This window comes from Curtobacterium oceanosedimentum, assembly GCF_040545555.1.
Classification (GTDB): domain Bacteria; phylum Actinomycetota; class Actinomycetes; order Actinomycetales; family Microbacteriaceae; genus Curtobacterium.
This window is the reverse complement of sequence record NZ_JBEPMD010000010.1, coordinates 102,234-119,123: the sequence shown is the minus strand read 5'-3', so window position 1 is coordinate 119,123 and position 16,890 is coordinate 102,234. Positions and strand designations below refer to the sequence as shown.

Here is a 16,890-nt window from a genome sequence, read left to right as displayed (position 1 = left end):
GTCGGCTCCAAGGTCGACACGTACCTGGTGAAGAAGACCCGCGCCGCACGCATCAAGGTCCACGTCCGCCGCGGCGGTGACGCGGTCACCGTCCTCGACGCCGTCGACCACGCCCTGACCACCCTCGACCAGACCCTCGGCCGCAAGATCCCGGTCCTGGTCCACCTCACCGGCGGCACCCGCACCGCACTGGCACGCACCACCCGCGTCCAGTGAAGCGACCCGGCGGACGACGCCGGGGCGAGGACGCACCACCAGCACCACCGCAAGCGGGCCGCACGAGGCAACCAGAGCCTCCCGGCCGTCACCACCGGGCACCAGCCCACGAGAGAGAAGGGAACCCACCATGGGACTCGACGACAAGATCAAGAACGCTGCCCAGGACATCGCCGGCAAGGCCAAGGAGGCCTTCGGCAACGCGACGAACAACGACGAAAAGGTCGCGGAAGGCAAGAAGGACCAGGCCGCTGCGAGCGCCAAGCAGACCGGCGAGGACGTCAAGGACGTCTTCAAGTAGGAGCGGACCTCGGCCGTCGCTCCCCGACGGGAGCGACGGCCGACCTGTTCACGAGGAGGAAGCCATGCAGCACGATCCGAACGCCCGGACGCAGATCACCGAGGTCGACCTGCCGTCCGAGCTGACCACCCCGCTCCCCGAGGACGCCGGGCCCCTGGTGGTCGCCGCCCGCACCGCGGCGGAGACGGCGCTCGGCGTGCCGGGCGTCCACCACCTGGGCGGGCTCGTCGCCCGGGCCGCCGACCGCGTCCGGTCGCAGCTCGGTCGGACCGCCGGAGCCCCCGGTGTCCAGGTCGACGACAACGACGGCACGCTCGACGTGACCGTGTCCGTCGTCGTCAGCTACCCGCAACCGGTCCGCGAGGTCGCCGAGGAGGTCCGCCGCCAGGTGGCCGCCGCGGTGTCGCAGCTCGGCGCCGGCCAGCCCACCACCGTCGACGTCCGCGTGCTCGACGTCCACGGACCCTTCGACGACGAGCCGACGCCGGTCGACAAGGCCCGTGAGGCCGTCGGTGACGCGGTCGACCGTACGAAGGAGGCCGTCTCCGGTGCCGCGGAGAGCGTCCGCGACGGTGCCGCCGAGGTCGCCGAGCGGGCACGCGACGCCGCGCAGGACGCCGCCGAGGCCACGCGCGACGCCGCGGGCCGCGCACGGGACGCTGCCGGGGACGCCGTGGACGAGGCCCGCGAGAGCGCAGCCGAGCTCGGTGACCGGGCCTCCGACGCCGTCGACACCGCGCGCGAGGAGACAGCCGATGCCGTCGCCGCCGCACGCGAGACCGCGTCCGACGCGGCCGAGCGCGCCGCGGAGAAGTCCTCGGACGCCGGCGACGCCGCGAAGGAGGCGGTCAGCGCCGCGAAGGACGCAGCGCAGGACGCCTCGCAGGAGATCCGTGACCGCGCATCCGGTGCCGCCGCCGCAGCGACCGACGCCGCGGCCGATGCCGGCGCCGCCGCCTCGCACGCGGCCGATGCGGCAGCGACCGCGACGAAGGACGTGGTCGACGGCGAGGCACGACGATGACCACCGCGTGGGCGGGACGCCGGGGTACGGCCGCCCGTCGTCCTCGCCCGCGCGGCGTCTGGATCGCGTCGGGCATCGGGACCGTGCTGGTGCTCGCCGTGGCCCTCGGCGCCTACCTGCCGCTCGTCGGGTTCCTCGGCGGTGTGACCGCCACGACCGCGGGGCTCGTGCCGTTCCCGTTCATCCGGATCGCCCTCGTCACCCTCCTCGGCGTGGTGGTCGTCCTCGCCCTGCTGTCCTGGGCGCTGACCCGTCGCCACACGGTCACGTCGGTCTTCGCCGTCGTGATCGCGGTCCTGGTGAGCCTCGCGGTCACGGCCTACCCCGTCGTGACGATCGCCGTCGCCTCGGCGGACCGCGCCGGCGACGTGTGGCCGATCGTCACCGAGCTCTGGCAGCGCTTCACCGGCTGACTGCCCGACCGGCTGACGGCCCGACCGGCTGGCGGCCCGACCGGCTGGCGGCCGTCGGAGCCGCCAGGGTCGGCTCGCGAGCCACCGCGGTCAGCGCGCCGCGACCGCCAACCGGGCCAGGCCCTCGTCGATCGAGACGGTCGGTGCCCAGTGCAGGTCCTGACGCGTCCGTCGCTGGTCGAACCAGTGCGCGGTGGACAGCTGCTCGGCGAGGAACCGCGTCATCGGCGGCTCGTCCGTGCCCGGACGCACCCGCCACACCGCCTCGACGACGGAACCGGCTGCGCGGGCGAGAGCGGCGGGTACGTGCATCCGGGGTGCGGGGACGCCGGACGCCGTGCAGATCCCTGCGAGGAGCTCCCCCACGGGTCGGGGCTCGCCGTTCGTCACGACGTAGGCGTTGCCGTGCACGGCGTCGTCGGCCGCGTGCTCGAGCGCGGCCACCATCGCCGAGGCCGCGTTGTCGACGTAGAGGGTGTCGATGAGCGCCGCGCCGGAGTCGAGCAGCGGCAGCCGTCCGGTCCGTGCGCGGTCGACGATGCGGCCGACCAGCTGCGTGTCCCCCGGCCCCCACACCAGGTGCGGGCGGACGGCGACGACCGCGAAGCCGGGCTCGTCCGCCGCGAGCGCCAGCAGTTCGGCGGCGGCCTTGGTGCGGGCGTAGTGCCCGCGCGCGGCCATCGGTTCGGCCGAGTCGGCAGCCGCTCCGGCCAGCGAGGACCCGGTGTGCGCGACGGACGGCGACGACACGAAGACGAAGCGCTCCGCACCGGCGGTCCGGGCGGCGTCGAGCAGCGCGCGCGTCCCGGCGACGTTGACGCGGGCGAAGTCGGCCGGGTCCCCGGCGAGCGACACCTTCGCTGCCAGGTGCACCACGGCCTCCACGCCGTCGACCGCGCGCGCGACGGCAGCGGTGTCCGTCATCGTGCCGAGGGCGTCCTCGACCCCGTCGACGCCGGACGGCCGGCGCTGGAACGTCCGGACGTCGTGCCCGGCGTCGCGCACGGCGGCAGCGGTCGCCCGGCCGAGGAAGCCGCTCGCCCCGGTGACCAGGACCCTCACGGGCGGACCATCCGGCCACCACAGAGCACCGTCGTCGCCCACCGCGAGAGCCGTGCGCGGTCGACCTTCGAGTTGTGCCGGATGTCCGTCGGCAGGACGGGGACGACGAGCACCGCGGCGAGCGGGACCCCGGCGGCCGCACGGACGGCAGCGGCGAGGTCCGCCGGCGCGAGCCCCGCACGCCGTGCCGCGGGATCGGTCTCCACGACGGCGACGACCTGCTGCGTTCCCGCGGGACCGGTGCCCGCGACGCCCGCGCGCCCGACACCGTCGACGCGCTCGATGCGCTGTTCGGGTCCGACCGGGGTGACGACCCCGTCGGCGGTCGTCACGACGTGCTGCAGCCGGCCCTCGATCCACAGACGACCGTCGACGTCGAGGTGCCCCACGTCACCCGTCCGGTGTCCGCGCGGGTCGTCGACCCCGAGCCGGGACACCCGGTCGGTGCGCCAGAGCCGGTCGTAGTGGTCACGGACGTGCGGTGCCGCGACGACGACCTCGCCCGTGACGCCGCTCTGCTCCGTCGGTTCCCCCGTCGGTGCTCCGGCGTCGTCGAGCGGGGCGATCCGCACCCGCACACCGGCCGCCGGGGTCCCGACGCAGATGCCGTCGTCGGGAGCGGAAGCGGCCGACCGGACGCCGTCCAGGTCGGTGTCCGTCATGAGCAGCCCCTCGGTCATCCCGTAGGGCGTGTGGGCCGCCGCGTTCGGCATGAGGTCGGTCGCCGATGCGAGGAGCGCGGCGGACACCGGCGCCCCGGCGGACAGGAACAGGCGCACCCTCGCGAGGGACTCCCGGTCGGCGGCCGTCAGCGCCGACGCCGTCGCGACGACGTTCGCCAGCGCCGCAGGCGAGAGGAACACCACGGTCGCGTCGGCCGCGGCGACCGCGTCGGCGACCGCCCGTGCCGTCAGCGTGCGCGGAGCGGTGACGTCCATGTCCGGCGCGACCGAACGGGCACCGAGGGCGGGGCCGAGCAGGGCGAACGGTGCGAAGCCCGCGACGAGCCCGGTGCCGACGCCGACGCCGTACTGCGCCGCCAGGACGTCCCGCACCGCGGCGAGCTGCCCGTGCGTGTACACGACGCCCTTCGCCGGTCCGGTCGAGCCCGAGGTGAACAGGACGGCCGCGGGAGCGTCCGGCGACGGGGCGGCGGGCAGGGCTGCTCCGGCGGCGAGCCGACGGGCACCGCGCCGGGCGACCTCGACCAGGGTGTACTCGACCCCGAGGACCGCTCGCGCAGGAGCGGGCAGCGCGACCGTCGCGATGCGCCGGCCCGGCCACCCGAGTGCGCGTGCGGCGCCGAGGCCCGGCAGCGCCCCGATCACCCAGTCCGGCCGGGCGCCACGGACGGCTCGCGTCAGCCCCTGCAGGCCGAGGCCGGCGTCCGCGACGACGACGACCGCACCGATGCGGACGCAGGCGTAGAGGACGGCCGTCAGGTCGGCACCGGGCGTCACGAGCAGCGAGACGCGGTCGCCGGGCCGCACCCCGAGGTCGGCGAGTCCGGCAGCGACCTCGCGGACGCGGCGGGCGAGCAGCCGCCAGGAGACCGTGCGCGGACCACCGGCGGCGGCCATCTCGACGAGCGCCGGGCTCGCGTCGTCGGCGAGGTCGTCGAGCGCAGCCCACAGCGGCCGGCGGTGGTCGGACCCGAGACTCGGGCTGGACGACGTGTCTCGAGCCGCGGCGCCGGAGACCGGTCGCGCGTCGCGAGACTCGGGTGCGTCGTGCGTGCCGGCCTGGAGGCTCGTCTCGCCGCCGCCGGGCGCGTGGTCCTCCGGCAGGCGGTCACCCAGCCAGTCGAGGACGGTCCCCGCGACGTCGGCGTCGTCCGGCAGCAGGTGGCCCGCACCCTCGAAGCGGTGCACGTCGGCGTGCGGGAGCCGGTCGGCCAGGTCGTCGAGGTAGCGCTCCAGGAACACCGGGTCACGCGGTCCCCACATGACGAGCGCCGGGACCTCGAGCGCCGCGACACCGGCGGCGATCCGGTCGAGCTCGGCGGCGCTGGGGTGCGTGCGGTCGACGGGGATGTCCGCGACGAAGCCGCCGATCCCCCCGCGCCGGGCGGCTCCGCGGTACGGCGCCCGGTAGGCGTCGGCGACGGGACGGTCGAGCGACGGGTGCGCGATCGCGAGCGTCGTCTCGAGGAACGCGGGCGTCAGCACCGTCCCGCGCCCGAGCACACCGGGACGCAGGGCGAGCCGCAGCGGAGCGGGGATCGGTGCGTCGTCGGGCTGGTGCACGGCCGTGTTGCACGTCGCCACGCCCACCACGAGGTGGGGGTGGTCGACCGCCCAGCCGAGCGAGACGACACCGCCCCAGTCGTGCCCGAGGGTGACGACGGGTCCGGTGAGCCCGAGCTCGTCGGTCAGGGCACCGAGGTCGCGGACGCGGTCGGCCAGGCGGTGCTGGTCCGCGGTGCGCTCCGAGAAGCCCATGTCGAGCTGGTCCACCGCGACCACGCGCCAGGCCGGACCCCCGGCCCTGGCGGCGTCGAGCGTCCGCGCGGCGACGGACCGCCAGAGGTAGGACCACGTGGGGTTGCCGTGCACGCAGAGCAGGGTGCCGACCGGCTTGACGCCGAGGGCCTCGAGCTGACCGGCCGTGTCGAGGAGGTGCCAGGTGCGCGCGGGGCGAGCCGCGCCTCCCGGCTGTCCACCCGGTGACGCGGGGACCGTGACCAGGCGGGACCAGGCCGGGTCGAGTCCGGGCAGGGGCGGCGGGAGCGTCGCCGGAGCCGTGCTGGCGGCGACGCGCGGGAGGCCGGACCTCACCAGCGCAGTTCCATCATCGCCGTGTTGATGCCGGAACCGACCCCACCGAGGAAGACGCGGTCACCGCGGGTGATGCCCCCGCGGTCGACCTCGTCGGCCAGGGTGATCGGGATCGATGCCGGACCGACGTTGCCGTAGCGCTGGTAGGTCGTCGGCACCTTGGTGCGCGGGATGCCGATGGCCTCGACGAACGCGTTCGTGTGCACGTCGGAGACCTGGTGGAGCACGTAGCGGTCCATGTCCTGCCAGTCGAAGTGCGACCGCGCTTCGTTCCAGGCGGCGACGACGAGCTCCATGCCGCCCTTCAGCAGCATCTTCGCGTCGGTGAACATGCCGTCCACGCTGCCGACGCACAGGTCGTACCACTGCGTCGCGGCACGGGTGACGCCGCCGATGATGCGGTGCCCCTCGGGGTGGACGTCGGACGGGCCGAGCACGGCGGCCGCGGCACCCGATCCGAGGGTCAGGCTCGCGAACTCGCTCATGAAGTCCTTGCGGTTCCGGCCGCCCTGGTTCAGGCGGTCGATCGTGTTGAGCTGCACCTGGTCGGCGTCCTCGCCGTCCACGATGAGCGCGTACTTGATCTGCCCGGAGTCGATCATGCCCGCGGCGACGCTCATCGCGTTGACGAAGCCGAGGCAGGCGTTCGCGATGTCGAAGTTGATCGCCGACGTCGGCAGTCCGAGCCCGTGGTGCAGGCGGACGGCGACGCTCGGCTCGAGGTGGGGGCGCGTGACGGAGGTGTTGATGAGCAGGCCGACGTCCTCCGGACGGATGCCGGCCTCGGCCATCGCGCGACGGCCGGCGTCGATCGCGGCGTCCTGGAAGGTCTGGCCCTCGCCCCAGTTGCGGCGCTCGGTGACGCCGGCGACCCGCTCGAGCAGACCGGTCGGGAGACGCAGCCGACGCAGGGCCCCGCGGAGCTTCGCCTCGATGTCCGCGGACGTCGTCACACGGTCCGCGACGGTGGTCGCGACCGACAGGAGCGACACGTTCTGGTGCTTCGCCGTGGCGTTGCCGGGGCGCTCCGGTTCGCTGCTCGTCGACTGGTCGACCGGTCGTTCCGTCATGATCGTCACCGACACATACTTCCGCATCTGACCTGGGTACGCGATCCGGGTGCGCTGGGCGGCACCGGTCAGGCGTCCTTGGGCAGCTTGCGGACCTTCGACCGACGGCGGCGGCGGTCCGGGATCATCGAGCGCATCTCCTCGAGCTTGCCGAAGCAGAGCAGGCGGTCGCTGGCCTGCAGTTCGACGCCGCTGCGGGGGTTCGGGATCACCGAGGCGCCGCGGTGCAGGGTCAGGACCGTGATGTCCCGGTCCCAGAGCCCGGACTCCTTGATGGTCTTGCCCACCAGGTCGGCGTTCGTGTGCACGAGGAGCTCGGCCACCCCGTAGCCGGTCGACACGCTGAGGCGCTGACGGACGTCGATCTCCGGGAACGCGACCTGGTTGCCGATGAAGTCGATGATCGCCCCGGCGACGTCGAGACCGGTCGCGCGCTCGATGCCCTCGAGCCCCGGGGAGGAGTTGACCTCCATGACGAGCGGCCCGTCGTTGCCCTCGAGCATGTCGACGCCCGCGACGCGGAGGCCCATGATCTGCGCCGAGCGCACCGCCGCCTCCTCGTACTCGGGGCTCAGCGTGACCTTCTCGACGGTGCCGCCGCGGTGCACGTTCGACCGGAACTCGTCGCCGGACGCACTGCGTCGCATCGCGGCGACGACCCGGTCCCCCACGACCAGTGCACGGATGTCCCGGCCCCGGCTCTCGGAGATGAACGCCTGGATGAGCACGTTCTGCTTCGTGGAGTGCAGGGTCTCGACGATCGACTCAGCGACCTTCGCCTCGGGTGCCAGGATCACGCCGATGCCCTGCGTGCCCTCGAGCAGCTTGATGACGACCGGCGCCCCACCGACGCTGTCGATCGCCCCGCGGACGTCGGCGCGGCTGTTCACGAACGTGGTCGCCGGCATGCCGATGTGGTGGCGGGACAGGATCTGGTTCGCCCGGAGCTTGTCGCGCGAGTTCGTGATGCCCGTCGCCGTGTTCGGCGTGTAGACGTCCATCTGCTCGAACTGCCGCACCACCGCCGTGCCGTAGTAGGTGATCGAGTTGCCGATGCGCGGGAGCACGGCGTCGTAGTCGCTGAGCAGCTTGCCGCGGTACAGCAGGTCGGGCTCGTCGCCGGAGAGGTCGATGGCGAACCGCAGGGTGTTCAGCACCTTGACCTCGTGCCCACGGTCGACCGCGGCGGCACGCAGACGCTGCGTCGAGTACGCGTGCGGGGCGCGCGACAGGATGGCGAGTTTCATCGGGGTTGCTCCACGGGGTCGAGACGTCGACGGCGACGCTCAATCAAAGCATGCGACAGGATGGGCACATGGCCCGGAACCCGACGATCGCAGGATGGCGTGAGTGGGCTGCCCTGCCCGGGCTGGACCTGCCCTGGATCAAGGTGAAGCTCGACACCGGGGCGCGGAGCTCGGCACTGCACGCGTTCGACCTCGAGGAGCTCCCCGGCGACCGGGTGCGCTTCTCGGTGCACCCGTGGCAGGACACCGACGCCGACGCCGTCACGCACGAGTGCGACGTGCACGACCGGCGGATCGTCCGGAGCTCGACGGGGCACACGCAGGAGCGCATCGTCGTGCTGACGCCGATCACGCTCGCGGGCCGCACGATCAACGCCGAGGTCACGCTGAGCAACCGCGACCAGATGGGCTTCCGGATGCTCGTCGGCCGCGAGGCGCTGCGCCAGGGGTTCCTGGTCGACCCCGCCCGGTCGTTCATGGCGGGGCGGGCACCGAAGGAGATCCGGCGGCGCAACCGCGGTCGCGCCTGAGGCGCGGGGGCGCGCGGCGCTTGCGCTGAGGGGCGGCGCTTGCGCTGAGGGGCGGCGCGCTGTGCCCCCGCACAACGGAAGGCACGCCGCGCCACGTCGTTCCGTGGTGCGGCGCGCGTCCCGTTGTGCGCGCCTCCCACCATGCGTCCCGCACGAAGGCGGACGGGAGGCGCGGGGCGGGCTCGATCCACGACTCCCGTTCCGGAAGGACCGTATTCCACAGCCTTCGTCCCGCTCGTACTGAAATGCTACGTTCTACACCTTGCCGATCCGGTGATGGGGGTGGAACGTGGGGTTCGAGTTCGACGACGCCGCAGCTGCGCGGCTCGCCGCGTGCGCTGCGCAGGCCGCGCTGGCGCTGCGCGGGAGTGCATGGCCGCGACGGAGCGCTGCCGAAGCAGCGCTGCGGGACTTCGACGGCGGGTACGCGCGCCTGTTCGAGACCGCCAGGACCGTCGAGTCCGAGGACCGGGTGCGACTCGCGCGCGCCCTCGACGACCTCGCCGACCAGGTGCGGATCGCCCAGCACCAGGCCTCGCGGGAGCGGCGGCGCCGGTCGGAGCTCGCGGCCTGGCGGAGACGAGTGGCCGACCGCCAGCACGCGCTGGTCGGCGTGGGCGCCGTGTGGGAGCCGGTACTCGACGCGAGCGCAGCGGTCTTCGATCCGGAGCCCACCGATCCCCCGATCAGACCGACGCCCGTCACCGCGACCTTCCGCGCTCGACACCGACGACGGACCGGTGGGCAGTCGACCGGGCGCAGCAGTGCTGATCCAGACCGGTTGCGACAGTTCGCAGCCGCGGCCCAGGCGCAGGACGGAGTGACGGAGCAGGACCTCGTCCGCGTCCGGAACGCGTGGGCGGGGTTCCGTGACCGGTGCGGGTGGGTCCCGGTCGATGCGCCCCCGCTTCCGGGCGGTTTCGGTGCGTACCTCGACGAGAACGCCGAGGACGCCCGGTGGGCAGCGCGGGTCGCCGACGCGTTCGAGGCCGCCGGCGGAGGGTCGATCGCCGAAGTCGCGCTCGACGTCGCCGGAGCGTCGACCCTGTCCCCGGCGGCACAGCGACTGCTGGACCCGTCCCTGACCCCGGCGCAGGTCGCGGCGGCGTGGAAGGAGCTCGGGCTCACCGCGGAGGACATCGCGGTGCTCCCGCTGCGCACACAGGTGCAGGTGGCGAACCTCGACGGGGTGCCCGCCGTCGCTCGTGACGCGGCCTCGCGGCGGGTGCTCGCCGTGGCGATTCGAGACCCGGAACGGATGTACCGACTCTTCGGCCTGGCCTCCACGTACGGCGCGGTGAGCCTCGAGGAGTTCACCGCACAGGTCCGCGCGCTCGCTCAGGGCCTCCAGCGGGCCGACAAGATCGCAGCCGATCTACCCGCGCCGACCGTGACGGTGGCGCAGCTCGTCGGCTTCGGCGTCGCGAACGGCGCTCCCGTCGCCGCGGTCGTGCTGGGCGATCTGGACACCGCCGAGAACGTCACGGTGAACGTTCCCGGGGCGACGACGACCCTCGACAGCACCAGACAGAAAGCAATCGCCGCTGCAGGCCTCCTCGACTCCGCTGCGAAGGTGGAGAGTTCGGCGTCCTACGCGGTCGTGTCCTGGTTCGGCTATCGCGCACCCGCCTTGCCCGAAGTCCCGGCACAGGGACGAGCCGCCGCGGGTGGGGCCGAGCTGGCGTCCTTCCTCGACGGCATCCACGACAGTCGAGGCGGGGCACCGCGTCGACTCACGGTGCTCGGCCACTCGTACGGCTCGACGACCGCAGCCGAAGCACTGGCTCAGACCCGACACCGCGTCGACACCTTCGTCACCTACGGGTCGGTGGGCTTCACCGACGCGACCAAGCCAGAACACCTCAACGTCGACCGCGTGTACGCGACGGAAGGACAGGCGGACCACACCGCCATCAAGGGCAGGATCGGCCGGACCGACCCACGCGACCTGCCGGACGTCGAGGTCTTCAGCTCCGAAGCGGCGGACGGTCTCGAGGCCGTGACGGGCCACGACATGTACCCCGAGACCGCCGGCCAGGTCGGCTACCTCAGCCCGGGTTCCACCGCCCGGCACACCATCTCGCAGATCATCGCAACGGGAGGGCGAGGATGAAGACGATGCGATCGATCCGCGCCCTCGCCGCAATCATCGCCTGCGCCTGGCTCCTGTCCGGGTGCACGGCGGGAGGAGACCGCATGCCCGTCGACGCCGCAGGTCTGACGCAGGAGGACGTCGGACGGATGTCGCTCCACGAGGAGTTCGATCGGTACCACGAGCGCTACGAGCGGATGCAGCAGGTACTCGCGGCCGCGCAGCGTCAGGTGCGCGACCGCGAGTGGCGGTGGAACGGTGGCGACCGCGTGCCGTCGGGTGGAGGAAACGAGAACAGCGTGGTGCCGTTGGCGGGTTCCACCATCGACAACAGCTACGCGATGGACACGACGCGCGTCTGGTCCTCTCCCGACGCCGGCAGCGACCGTCGTGAACTGCGGCCGATGATCGACTACTTCGAGGACCAGGGCTGGCCCTGGCGAGAACGAACTCTCGGCAAGGACCACGACGTGTGGGCGGTCACCGACGACGGCTGGCACATCCAGTACCTCGTCGTCAGCAACGGCAACCACGCGCTCACGATCTACAGCGGGCAGTACTGGACGAACGACAGTCTGGCGCTCACCGAGGCCGTCGGCGGCCGCAACGACGGGGAGTACCCCGAGGAGTCCCTCCCCGGCGAGTACCCCCCGTTCCCGAAGTGGAGCGACCCGATCATCCGACCGCCGAAGATCTGATGCGACGCCTCCTCACGGCCTTCGTCGCCTTCGCTTCACTCGCACTGACCGGCTGCGCCCCGGCGAACGACACCTCCGCCGTCGACGCCGCAGGCCTGACGCAGGAGGACGTGGCGCGGATGTCGCTCCACGAGGAGTTCGATCGGTACCACGAGCACTACGAGCGAATGCAGCAGGTGCTCGCGGCCGCGCAACGTCGGGTGCACGACGGTGAGTGGCGGTGGGTCGGCGGCGACCGTGTCCCCGGGATCGGTGGTGACGGCGTCGTCCCGTTGATCGGTTCGACCACCGAGAACAGCTACGACCTGCGCACATCACGCGTCTGGTCCTCCCTCGACGCTGGCAGCGACCGTCGTGAACTGCGACCGATGATCGACTACTTCGAGGACCAGGGCTGGCCCTGGCGAGAACGAACGCTCGGGAAGAACCACGACGTGTGGGCGGTCACCGACGACGGCTGGCACATCCAGTACCTCATCGTCAGCAACGGCAACCACGCCCTCACGATCTACAGCGGACTCTTCTGGACCAACGACGGACTCGAGCTGACCGAAGCCGTCGGTGGCCGCAACGACGGGGAGTACCCCGAGGAGTCCCTCCCCGGCGAGTACCCGCCGTTCCCGAAGTGGAGCGACCCGATCATCCGACCACCGAAGACCTGAGTGCACATCACGCTCAGTTGCCCGGATGACGCTCCGTGACGACGGCCGTTCCCCCGCCGAGGAGACGTGCCTACGCTCCACACACCGGCCCGCTCGCCGGCGTCCCGGACCCGAGGAGACCGACGTGACCGACCAGACCATCGCCCGCCAGGTGGACGACTTCAACCAGGGCTTCACCGCCCAGATCGGCCCGGAGCTGTCCGCGGTCTTCGACGGCGAGCAGGCCGACCTGCGCGCTTCGGGCGTACCCGGTGGGGTCGTCGGCGCTGGTGCGACCGCTCCGGACGCGCGGCTCGTCACCCCGACGGGCGAGGAGACCTCGCTCGCGGCGGTCCGCGGCTCCGTCCCGACCGTCGTCGTCTTCTACCGCGGCGCCTGGTGCCCCTACTGCAACATCACCCTGCGCACGTACCAGCAGGAGCTCCTGCCGGCACTGCGGGAGCGCGGCGTGCAGCTCGTCGCCGTGTCACCGCAGACGCCGGAGGCGGCCGAGCAGTCGATCGCGAACGGCGGGCTCGCCTTCCCCGTGCTCACCGACCCGGAGAACGTGCTCGCCGGGCGCTTCGGCATCGTCACGGAGCCGAGTGCCGCCGCGCGAGCTGCGCACACGGAACTCGGCTTCGACGTCGCCGACAGCAACGCCGACGACTCCGCGGCGATCCCGTTCCCGTCGGTCTTCGTGATCGACGCCGACGGCGTGGTCCGCTTCGCGGACGTCCACGTCGACTACACGACCCGTACCGAGGTCGCGGACGTGCTGACCGCGGTCGACGACCTGGTGGTCCCCGCGCACTGACCGGGCGACGCGCAGCCGACGGGGTCCGGACGGGAGGCGCGGTGCAGGCGACGGGCGTCCGTCACCGGCACCGCGCCTCCCGTCCGTGCGGTGGCGGGCCGCTCAGGGCAGGAGTGCGGACGCGACCGCACGAGCGGTGGCGGCGTCCGCCACCGGGTCGCGCAGGCGCATCGCGAGCGACCCGGAGACGACGAGCAGCAGTTGTTCGGCGAGCGCCGGGGCACGGTCACCCACGACCGGCCGCGCCGTCTCGGTGAGCCGTCGGCGCAGGGTGCCGGTCTCGCGGTCGAGGACGGCGCGCAGGTCTTCAGGGGCGTCGACGTACTCGGCAGCGGTACCGAGGAACGCGCACCAGCGGGAGCCCGTCGGGGTGGACCGGTAGTCGTCGAGCGCGTCGAACACGGCGAGGAGCCTGCCGCGGTCGTCCGTCGCCCGCTCGAGCGCCCGGTCCCAGGTCGCGACCCAGTCCTCGTGGCGTCGGTCGAGCGCGGCGGCGACGAGAGCCTCCTTGCTCGGGTACCCGCGGTAGAGCGTCGCCGACGACACCCCCGCGCGCTCGAGCACGGCGTCGATCGGGGTCGCCGCGATGCCCCGCGTGAAGAACAGCTCCTCGGCAGCGTCGAGCACCCGTTGCTCGGTCCCTGGACGCATCGACATGCCGTCAGCCTAGGGTCACTGATGTGAAACGTTCGTTTTCGTTACGGAATCACCTCCTGGTGGTCGGCGGGCTCGGACTCGTCGCTGCGACGTACGGCCTGGTGCGCCTGGCGTTCGGGCTCTTCCTGCCGGACGTGCAGCGCGACCTCGGCTTCGGGGCGGACGTCGGCGGGGCGGTGTCCTCGGGCGCCTCGGTCACGTACTGCGTCGGCGCCGTCGCAGGGTTCCTCCTCGCGGGCCGCGCTGCCCGGTGGCTCGTCGTCGGCGCGGCACTCACCGCGGGCATCGGCGCGATCGCGATGGCGGCGAGCCCGTCAGCCATCGTGTTCGGGGCGTCCGCGGTCGTGGCGTCGATCGGTGCCGGACTCGCGTCGCCGGCCATGGTGCAGCTGGTCGCCGGTCGGGTCGACGGGGCGGCACGCGACCGCGCGCAGGCGGTGGTGAACTCCGGCACGGGTCCGGGGCTCGTCGCCGCCGGGCTGCTCGCGCTCGTGCTCCTGCCGGACTGGCGAGCCGCGTGGGCCGTCGCCGGTGTCGTGACGCTGCTGGTCGGCGCCGCGGTGTTCCTCGCGGCGGGGCGGCCCGAGCGCCCTGCCGACCCCGAGCGCCCTGCCGACCCCGGGCGCGCGGCCGACCCCGGACGTCAGGCCAGCACCGGGCACACCGCAGGGCCCGGGCGGACCGTCGACGTCGGACCTCCGGCGCGCCCCGTGCTGCCCGGCCGGTCGTGGTTCGGTGCACAGGTCGTGCCGGTCGTGGTCGCCCTGCTGTTCGGCGCGGGCTCGGCCGCGGTCTGGACCTACGGCCGCTCGGCCCTCGTCGGTGCGGGTGTGCCGAGCGGGCTGACGGTCGTGGCCTGGATCGTGCTCGGCGCCGGCGGCGCCTCGGCTGCGCTGACGGCACGGTGGACGAGCGGGATGCCGGCCGCTCGCCTGTGGCTGCTGACCACGACGGCCGCCGCCGTCGCGGTCCTCGCACTCGGGCTGCTGCCCGACGTCGTCGCGGCCGCACTGGTGGCGTGCGCACTGTTCGGGTGGGGCTACACCGCAGCGACCGGTGCCCTCATCGCGTGGACGACCGAGATCGACGAGGAGTACGCCGCTGCAGGCACCGCGGTGCTCTTCGTGGTGCTCGTCGCCGGACAGGCGCTCGGGGCAGCGGCCGCCGGCGCACTGGTCGGACCGGCGGGCACGGCGACGACCTTCATCGCTGCCGCCGGCGTCGTGGCGGTCGCTGCCGGTGCCCCGCTGCTGGTCGCCCGTCGGAGTCTGCGGTCGGCGGTGCCCACCCGGTAGCGTTGACCGCATGGGGAGGACGACGGAGGGGTGGGGCCGGCTGCCCGTCGGGCCGCGGGAGCACCGCCAGGACGCAGTGCTCGCGCTGGTGCTCGGCGTCGGGCTGGCCGTCACGACCACGTTGTACGGCGCAGTGGGCGTGTACGGCGACGACCAGGCTCCGTGGTGGACCTCGGCGCTGATGATCGTCGCGAACGCCGCACCGATCGCGTTCCGTCGCCGGTGGCCCATGACCGTCGCGGTCGTGTCCGCGCTGGCGTACGCGGCGACGCAGCTGCTCCACGTGCCCGAGATCGTCCTCATCAACTTCACGCTCTTCATCGCGCTCTACACGGTGGGCGCCTGGTGCTCGGACCGCGTCCGTGCTGAGGTGGTCCGCTGGGTGATCATCGGCGGGATGTTCGCGTGGGTGTTCGTCTCGCTCTCGTTCGGGTGGGCGGTGCCGAGCGCCCTCCCGGGCGGCGACGACGCGCTCATCCCGCCGTACGTCGCGTACTCGCTGGTCAACATCCTGATCAACGTGCTGTACTTCGGCGGCGCCTGGTACGCCGGCAACCGGGCGTGGGCAGCCGCGGTCGCGAAGCAGGACCTCACCGAACGCACCGCCGAGCTCGCGTCCGAGCGGGAGCGCACCGCTGCCCAGACGCTCACCCTCGAGCGGGTGCGGATCGCCCGGGAACTGCACGACGTGGTCGCGCACCACGTGTCGCTGATGGGCGTCCAGGCCGGGGCCGCGCGACGCGTGGTCGTCCGCGATCCGGCACAGGCCACCGCGTCGCTCACGGTGGTCGAGGACAGCGCGCGCACCGCGGTCGAGGAACTCCGTCGCATGCTCGGGACCCTGCGTGAGGACGACCGTGGCGGGGACGCGACCGACACGGCACCGAGCGCGATCGACACAGCACCGAGCACGGCCGGGCTCGGGCGGATGCCCGAACTCGTCGAGGCCGTGCGCACCGCCGGCCACGACGGCGAGTACGTGGTCGTCGGGGACGAACGCACCGTCCCGCCGACCGTCGGCGCGGTGGCGTTCCGGATCGCGCAGGAGGCCGTGACGAACGTCGTGAAGCACGCCGGACCGAGCGCCCGGGCCGACGTGCGGCTGCGCTACCTCGACGACGCCATCGAGGTAGAGGTCGCCGACGACGGACACGGCGCCGGCGCCGTCCGCGACCCGAGCAGCAGTGGGCTGGGACACGTCGGCATGCGGGAGCGCGTCGCCGCGGTGGGCGGACGCATCGAGATCGGGCCGCGGGCCCGGGGAGGGTACCTGGTACGGGCATGGCTGCCGACGACCTGACGATCGTGCTCGCGGACGACCAGGACCTGGTGCGCGCCGGCTTCCGCGTGATCCTGGAGTCCGAGCCGGGCTTCCGGGTGATCGGCGAGGCCCCGGACGGTGCCGCTGCGGTGGAGGCCGTCATGGCCCTCCGTCCCGACGTCGTGTGCCTCGACGTCCAGATGCCCGGTGTCGACGGGCTCGAGGCGGCGCGGCGGATCGGTGCACTCGCGGACCCGCCGGCGGTCCTCGTCCTCACCACCTTCGACGACGACGACGCCCTGTTCCAGGCGCTCGAGGCCGGCGCGAGCGGGTTCCTGCTGAAGAACGCCTCCCCCGAACGACTGATCGACGCCGTCCGCACGGTCGCCGCCGGCGACGCACTGCTCGCCCCCGACGTCACCCGCCGGGTGATCAGCCGGGCGACCGCCGGACACGGTCCGGACTGCCCCGGAGCCGCCGGCGGTGACGGGGGGACGTCCGCACCGGACACCGGCGCGGCCGCCATCGCCGCCGCGGGCCTCACCGAGCGCGAGGCCGAGGTCCTGCGCCTGCTCGCCCGCGGGTTCAGCAACGCCGAGATCGCCCGCGAGCTCTTCGTCGGCGAGGCCACCGTCAAGACGCACGTGTCGAACGTCCTGCAGAAGACCGGTGTCCGCGACCGGATCCAGGCCGTCGTCTGGGCCTTCGAGCGCGGGGTCGCCTCCGCGAGCTGACGGAGCCCGCTCCCCCGCGCGGTGGAGCCGCGGTGTCGGGAAGTCCCGCCTCCCG

16 protein-coding genes and 1 pseudogene are annotated in these 16,890 nt (G+C 73.3%); 12 read left to right on the top strand and 5 right to left on the bottom strand.

The genetic code is table 11. The features are described 5' to 3' along the window. The 4 genes and pseudogenes from ABIC52_RS12185 to ABIC52_RS12170 all read left to right on the top strand — a co-directional run. Positions 1–216, top strand: a pseudogene (locus ABIC52_RS12185) (hypothetical protein); the annotation flags it as partial. A 130-nt stretch (positions 217–346) separates the two neighbouring features. Then, entirely contained in the window at positions 347–517 is a 171-nt protein-coding gene (locus ABIC52_RS12180) for a CsbD family protein (RefSeq protein ID WP_209679358.1), read from the top strand. Between the two features lie 64 nt (positions 518–581). Further along, the gene (locus ABIC52_RS12175) at positions 582–1,541 is read left to right on the top strand and encodes an Asp23/Gls24 family envelope stress response protein (RefSeq protein ID WP_354027441.1); all 960 of its coding nucleotides are present in this window, start codon (positions 582–584) and stop codon (positions 1,539–1,541) included. After that, on the top strand, positions 1,538–1,954 hold the full coding sequence (locus ABIC52_RS12170) for an MFS transporter permease (protein ID WP_354027440.1): 417 nt from the start codon (positions 1,538–1,540) through the stop codon (positions 1,952–1,954). The genes ABIC52_RS12175 and ABIC52_RS12170 overlap by 4 nt, the downstream gene beginning before the upstream one ends. A 90-nt stretch (positions 1,955–2,044) precedes the next feature. On the opposite strand, the gene ABIC52_RS12165 is transcribed toward ABIC52_RS12170, so the two are convergent. The 4 genes from ABIC52_RS12165 to rimK all read right to left on the bottom strand — a co-directional run bounded on the left by ABIC52_RS12165 (position 2,045) and on the right by rimK (position 8,110). Continuing rightward, entirely contained in the window at positions 2,045–3,016 is a 972-nt protein-coding gene (locus ABIC52_RS12165) for an NAD-dependent epimerase/dehydratase family protein (protein WP_354027439.1), read from the bottom strand. Then, positions 3,013–5,793 (bottom strand): alpha/beta fold hydrolase, encoded by a 2,781-nt coding sequence (locus ABIC52_RS12160; RefSeq protein ID WP_354027438.1) that lies wholly within the window; start codon positions 5,791–5,793, stop codon positions 3,013–3,015. Before ABIC52_RS12160 ends, ABIC52_RS12165 begins: the two co-directional genes overlap by 4 nt. Next, on the bottom strand, positions 5,790–6,863 hold the full coding sequence (locus ABIC52_RS12155; RefSeq protein ID WP_126891264.1) for a 3-oxoacyl-ACP synthase III: 1,074 nt from the start codon (positions 6,861–6,863) through the stop codon (positions 5,790–5,792). Before ABIC52_RS12155 ends, ABIC52_RS12160 begins: the two co-directional genes overlap by 4 nt. 68 nt (positions 6,864–6,931) lie before the next feature. Beyond that, positions 6,932–8,110 (bottom strand): 30S ribosomal protein S6--L-glutamate ligase, encoded by a 1,179-nt coding sequence (gene rimK, locus ABIC52_RS12150; RefSeq protein WP_058727301.1) that lies wholly within the window; start codon positions 8,108–8,110, stop codon positions 6,932–6,934. Positions 8,111–8,178: 68 nt separating this feature from the next. Between rimK and ABIC52_RS12145 the strand changes: the two genes are divergently transcribed. From ABIC52_RS12145 to ABIC52_RS12125, 5 genes are all read left to right on the top strand, one after another. Further along, positions 8,179–8,640 (top strand): ATP-dependent zinc protease family protein, encoded by a 462-nt coding sequence (locus tag ABIC52_RS12145; protein ID WP_209824007.1) that lies wholly within the window; start codon positions 8,179–8,181, stop codon positions 8,638–8,640. Positions 8,641–8,929: 289 nt separating this feature from the next. Further along, the gene (locus ABIC52_RS12140) at positions 8,930–10,753 is read left to right on the top strand and encodes an alpha/beta hydrolase (protein WP_354027437.1); all 1,824 of its coding nucleotides are present in this window, start codon (positions 8,930–8,932) and stop codon (positions 10,751–10,753) included. A 5-nt stretch (positions 10,754–10,758) separates the two neighbouring features. Then, positions 10,759–11,430, top strand: coding sequence for a hypothetical protein (locus ABIC52_RS12135; protein ID WP_209824009.1), 672 nt, complete (start codon positions 10,759–10,761; stop codon positions 11,428–11,430). Further along, positions 11,430–12,092 carry a hypothetical protein gene (locus tag ABIC52_RS12130; protein ID WP_209824010.1) on the top strand — a complete coding sequence of 221 codons (663 nt, stop codon included), beginning with the start codon at positions 11,430–11,432 and terminating at the stop codon, positions 12,090–12,092. The genes ABIC52_RS12135 and ABIC52_RS12130 overlap by 1 nt, the downstream gene beginning before the upstream one ends. Positions 12,093–12,216: 124 nt before the next feature. Next, positions 12,217–12,888 carry a peroxiredoxin-like family protein gene (locus tag ABIC52_RS12125; protein WP_209824011.1) on the top strand — a complete coding sequence of 224 codons (672 nt, stop codon included), beginning with the start codon at positions 12,217–12,219 and terminating at the stop codon, positions 12,886–12,888. A gap of 102 nt (positions 12,889–12,990) precedes the next feature. Here ABIC52_RS12125 and ABIC52_RS12120 read toward each other — a convergent pair whose 3' ends face one another. Then, positions 12,991–13,545, bottom strand: coding sequence for a TetR/AcrR family transcriptional regulator (locus ABIC52_RS12120; RefSeq protein WP_209824012.1), 555 nt, complete (start codon positions 13,543–13,545; stop codon positions 12,991–12,993). A 59-nt stretch (positions 13,546–13,604) separates the two neighbouring features. On the opposite strand from ABIC52_RS12120, the gene ABIC52_RS12115 reads away from it, so the two are divergent. From ABIC52_RS12115 to ABIC52_RS12105, 3 genes are read left to right on the top strand one after another with little or no spacing between them, the layout of a single operon-like run. After that, complete coding sequence (locus ABIC52_RS12115; RefSeq protein WP_354027436.1) at positions 13,605–14,840, top strand: MFS transporter; 1,236 nt, start codon at positions 13,605–13,607, stop codon at positions 14,838–14,840. A gap of 10 nt (positions 14,841–14,850) precedes the next feature. Then, positions 14,851–16,140, top strand: a complete 1,290-nt coding sequence (locus tag ABIC52_RS12110) for a sensor histidine kinase (protein ID WP_354027435.1) — start codon at positions 14,851–14,853, stop codon at positions 16,138–16,140. Further along, positions 16,122–16,835: a response regulator gene (locus ABIC52_RS12105; RefSeq protein WP_209679398.1), complete on the top strand. Its 714-nt coding sequence runs from the start codon at positions 16,122–16,124 to the stop codon at positions 16,833–16,835. Before ABIC52_RS12110 ends, ABIC52_RS12105 begins: the two co-directional genes overlap by 19 nt. The last annotated feature ends 55 nt before the right edge of the window (positions 16,836–16,890 follow it).

Bases quoted from the DNA above. Each gene is read 5' to 3' on its own strand.
- ABIC52_RS12180 (WP_209679358.1), top strand. From the start codon at position 347: ATGGGACTCGACGACAAGATCAAGAACGCTGCCCAGGACATCGCCGGC.
- ABIC52_RS12175 (WP_354027441.1), top strand. From the start codon at position 582: ATGCAGCACGATCCGAACGCCCGGACGCAGATCACCGAGGTCGACCTG.
- ABIC52_RS12170 (WP_354027440.1), top strand. From the start codon at position 1,538: ATGACCACCGCGTGGGCGGGACGCCGGGGTACGGCCGCCCGTCGTCCT.
- ABIC52_RS12155 (WP_126891264.1), bottom strand. From the start codon at position 6,863: ATGACGGAACGACCGGTCGACCAGTCGACGAGCAGCGAACCGGAGCGC.
- rimK (WP_058727301.1), bottom strand. From the start codon at position 8,110: ATGAAACTCGCCATCCTGTCGCGCGCCCCGCACGCGTACTCGACGCAG.
- ABIC52_RS12145 (WP_209824007.1), top strand. From the start codon at position 8,179: ATGGCCCGGAACCCGACGATCGCAGGATGGCGTGAGTGGGCTGCCCTG.
- ABIC52_RS12135 (WP_209824009.1), top strand. From the start codon at position 10,759: ATGCGATCGATCCGCGCCCTCGCCGCAATCATCGCCTGCGCCTGGCTC.
- ABIC52_RS12130 (WP_209824010.1), top strand. From the start codon at position 11,430: ATGCGACGCCTCCTCACGGCCTTCGTCGCCTTCGCTTCACTCGCACTG.
- ABIC52_RS12120 (WP_209824012.1), bottom strand. From the start codon at position 13,545: ATGTCGATGCGTCCAGGGACCGAGCAACGGGTGCTCGACGCTGCCGAG.
- ABIC52_RS12110 (WP_354027435.1), top strand. From the start codon at position 14,851: ATGGGGAGGACGACGGAGGGGTGGGGCCGGCTGCCCGTCGGGCCGCGG.
- ABIC52_RS12105 (WP_209679398.1), top strand. From the start codon at position 16,122: ATGGCTGCCGACGACCTGACGATCGTGCTCGCGGACGACCAGGACCTG.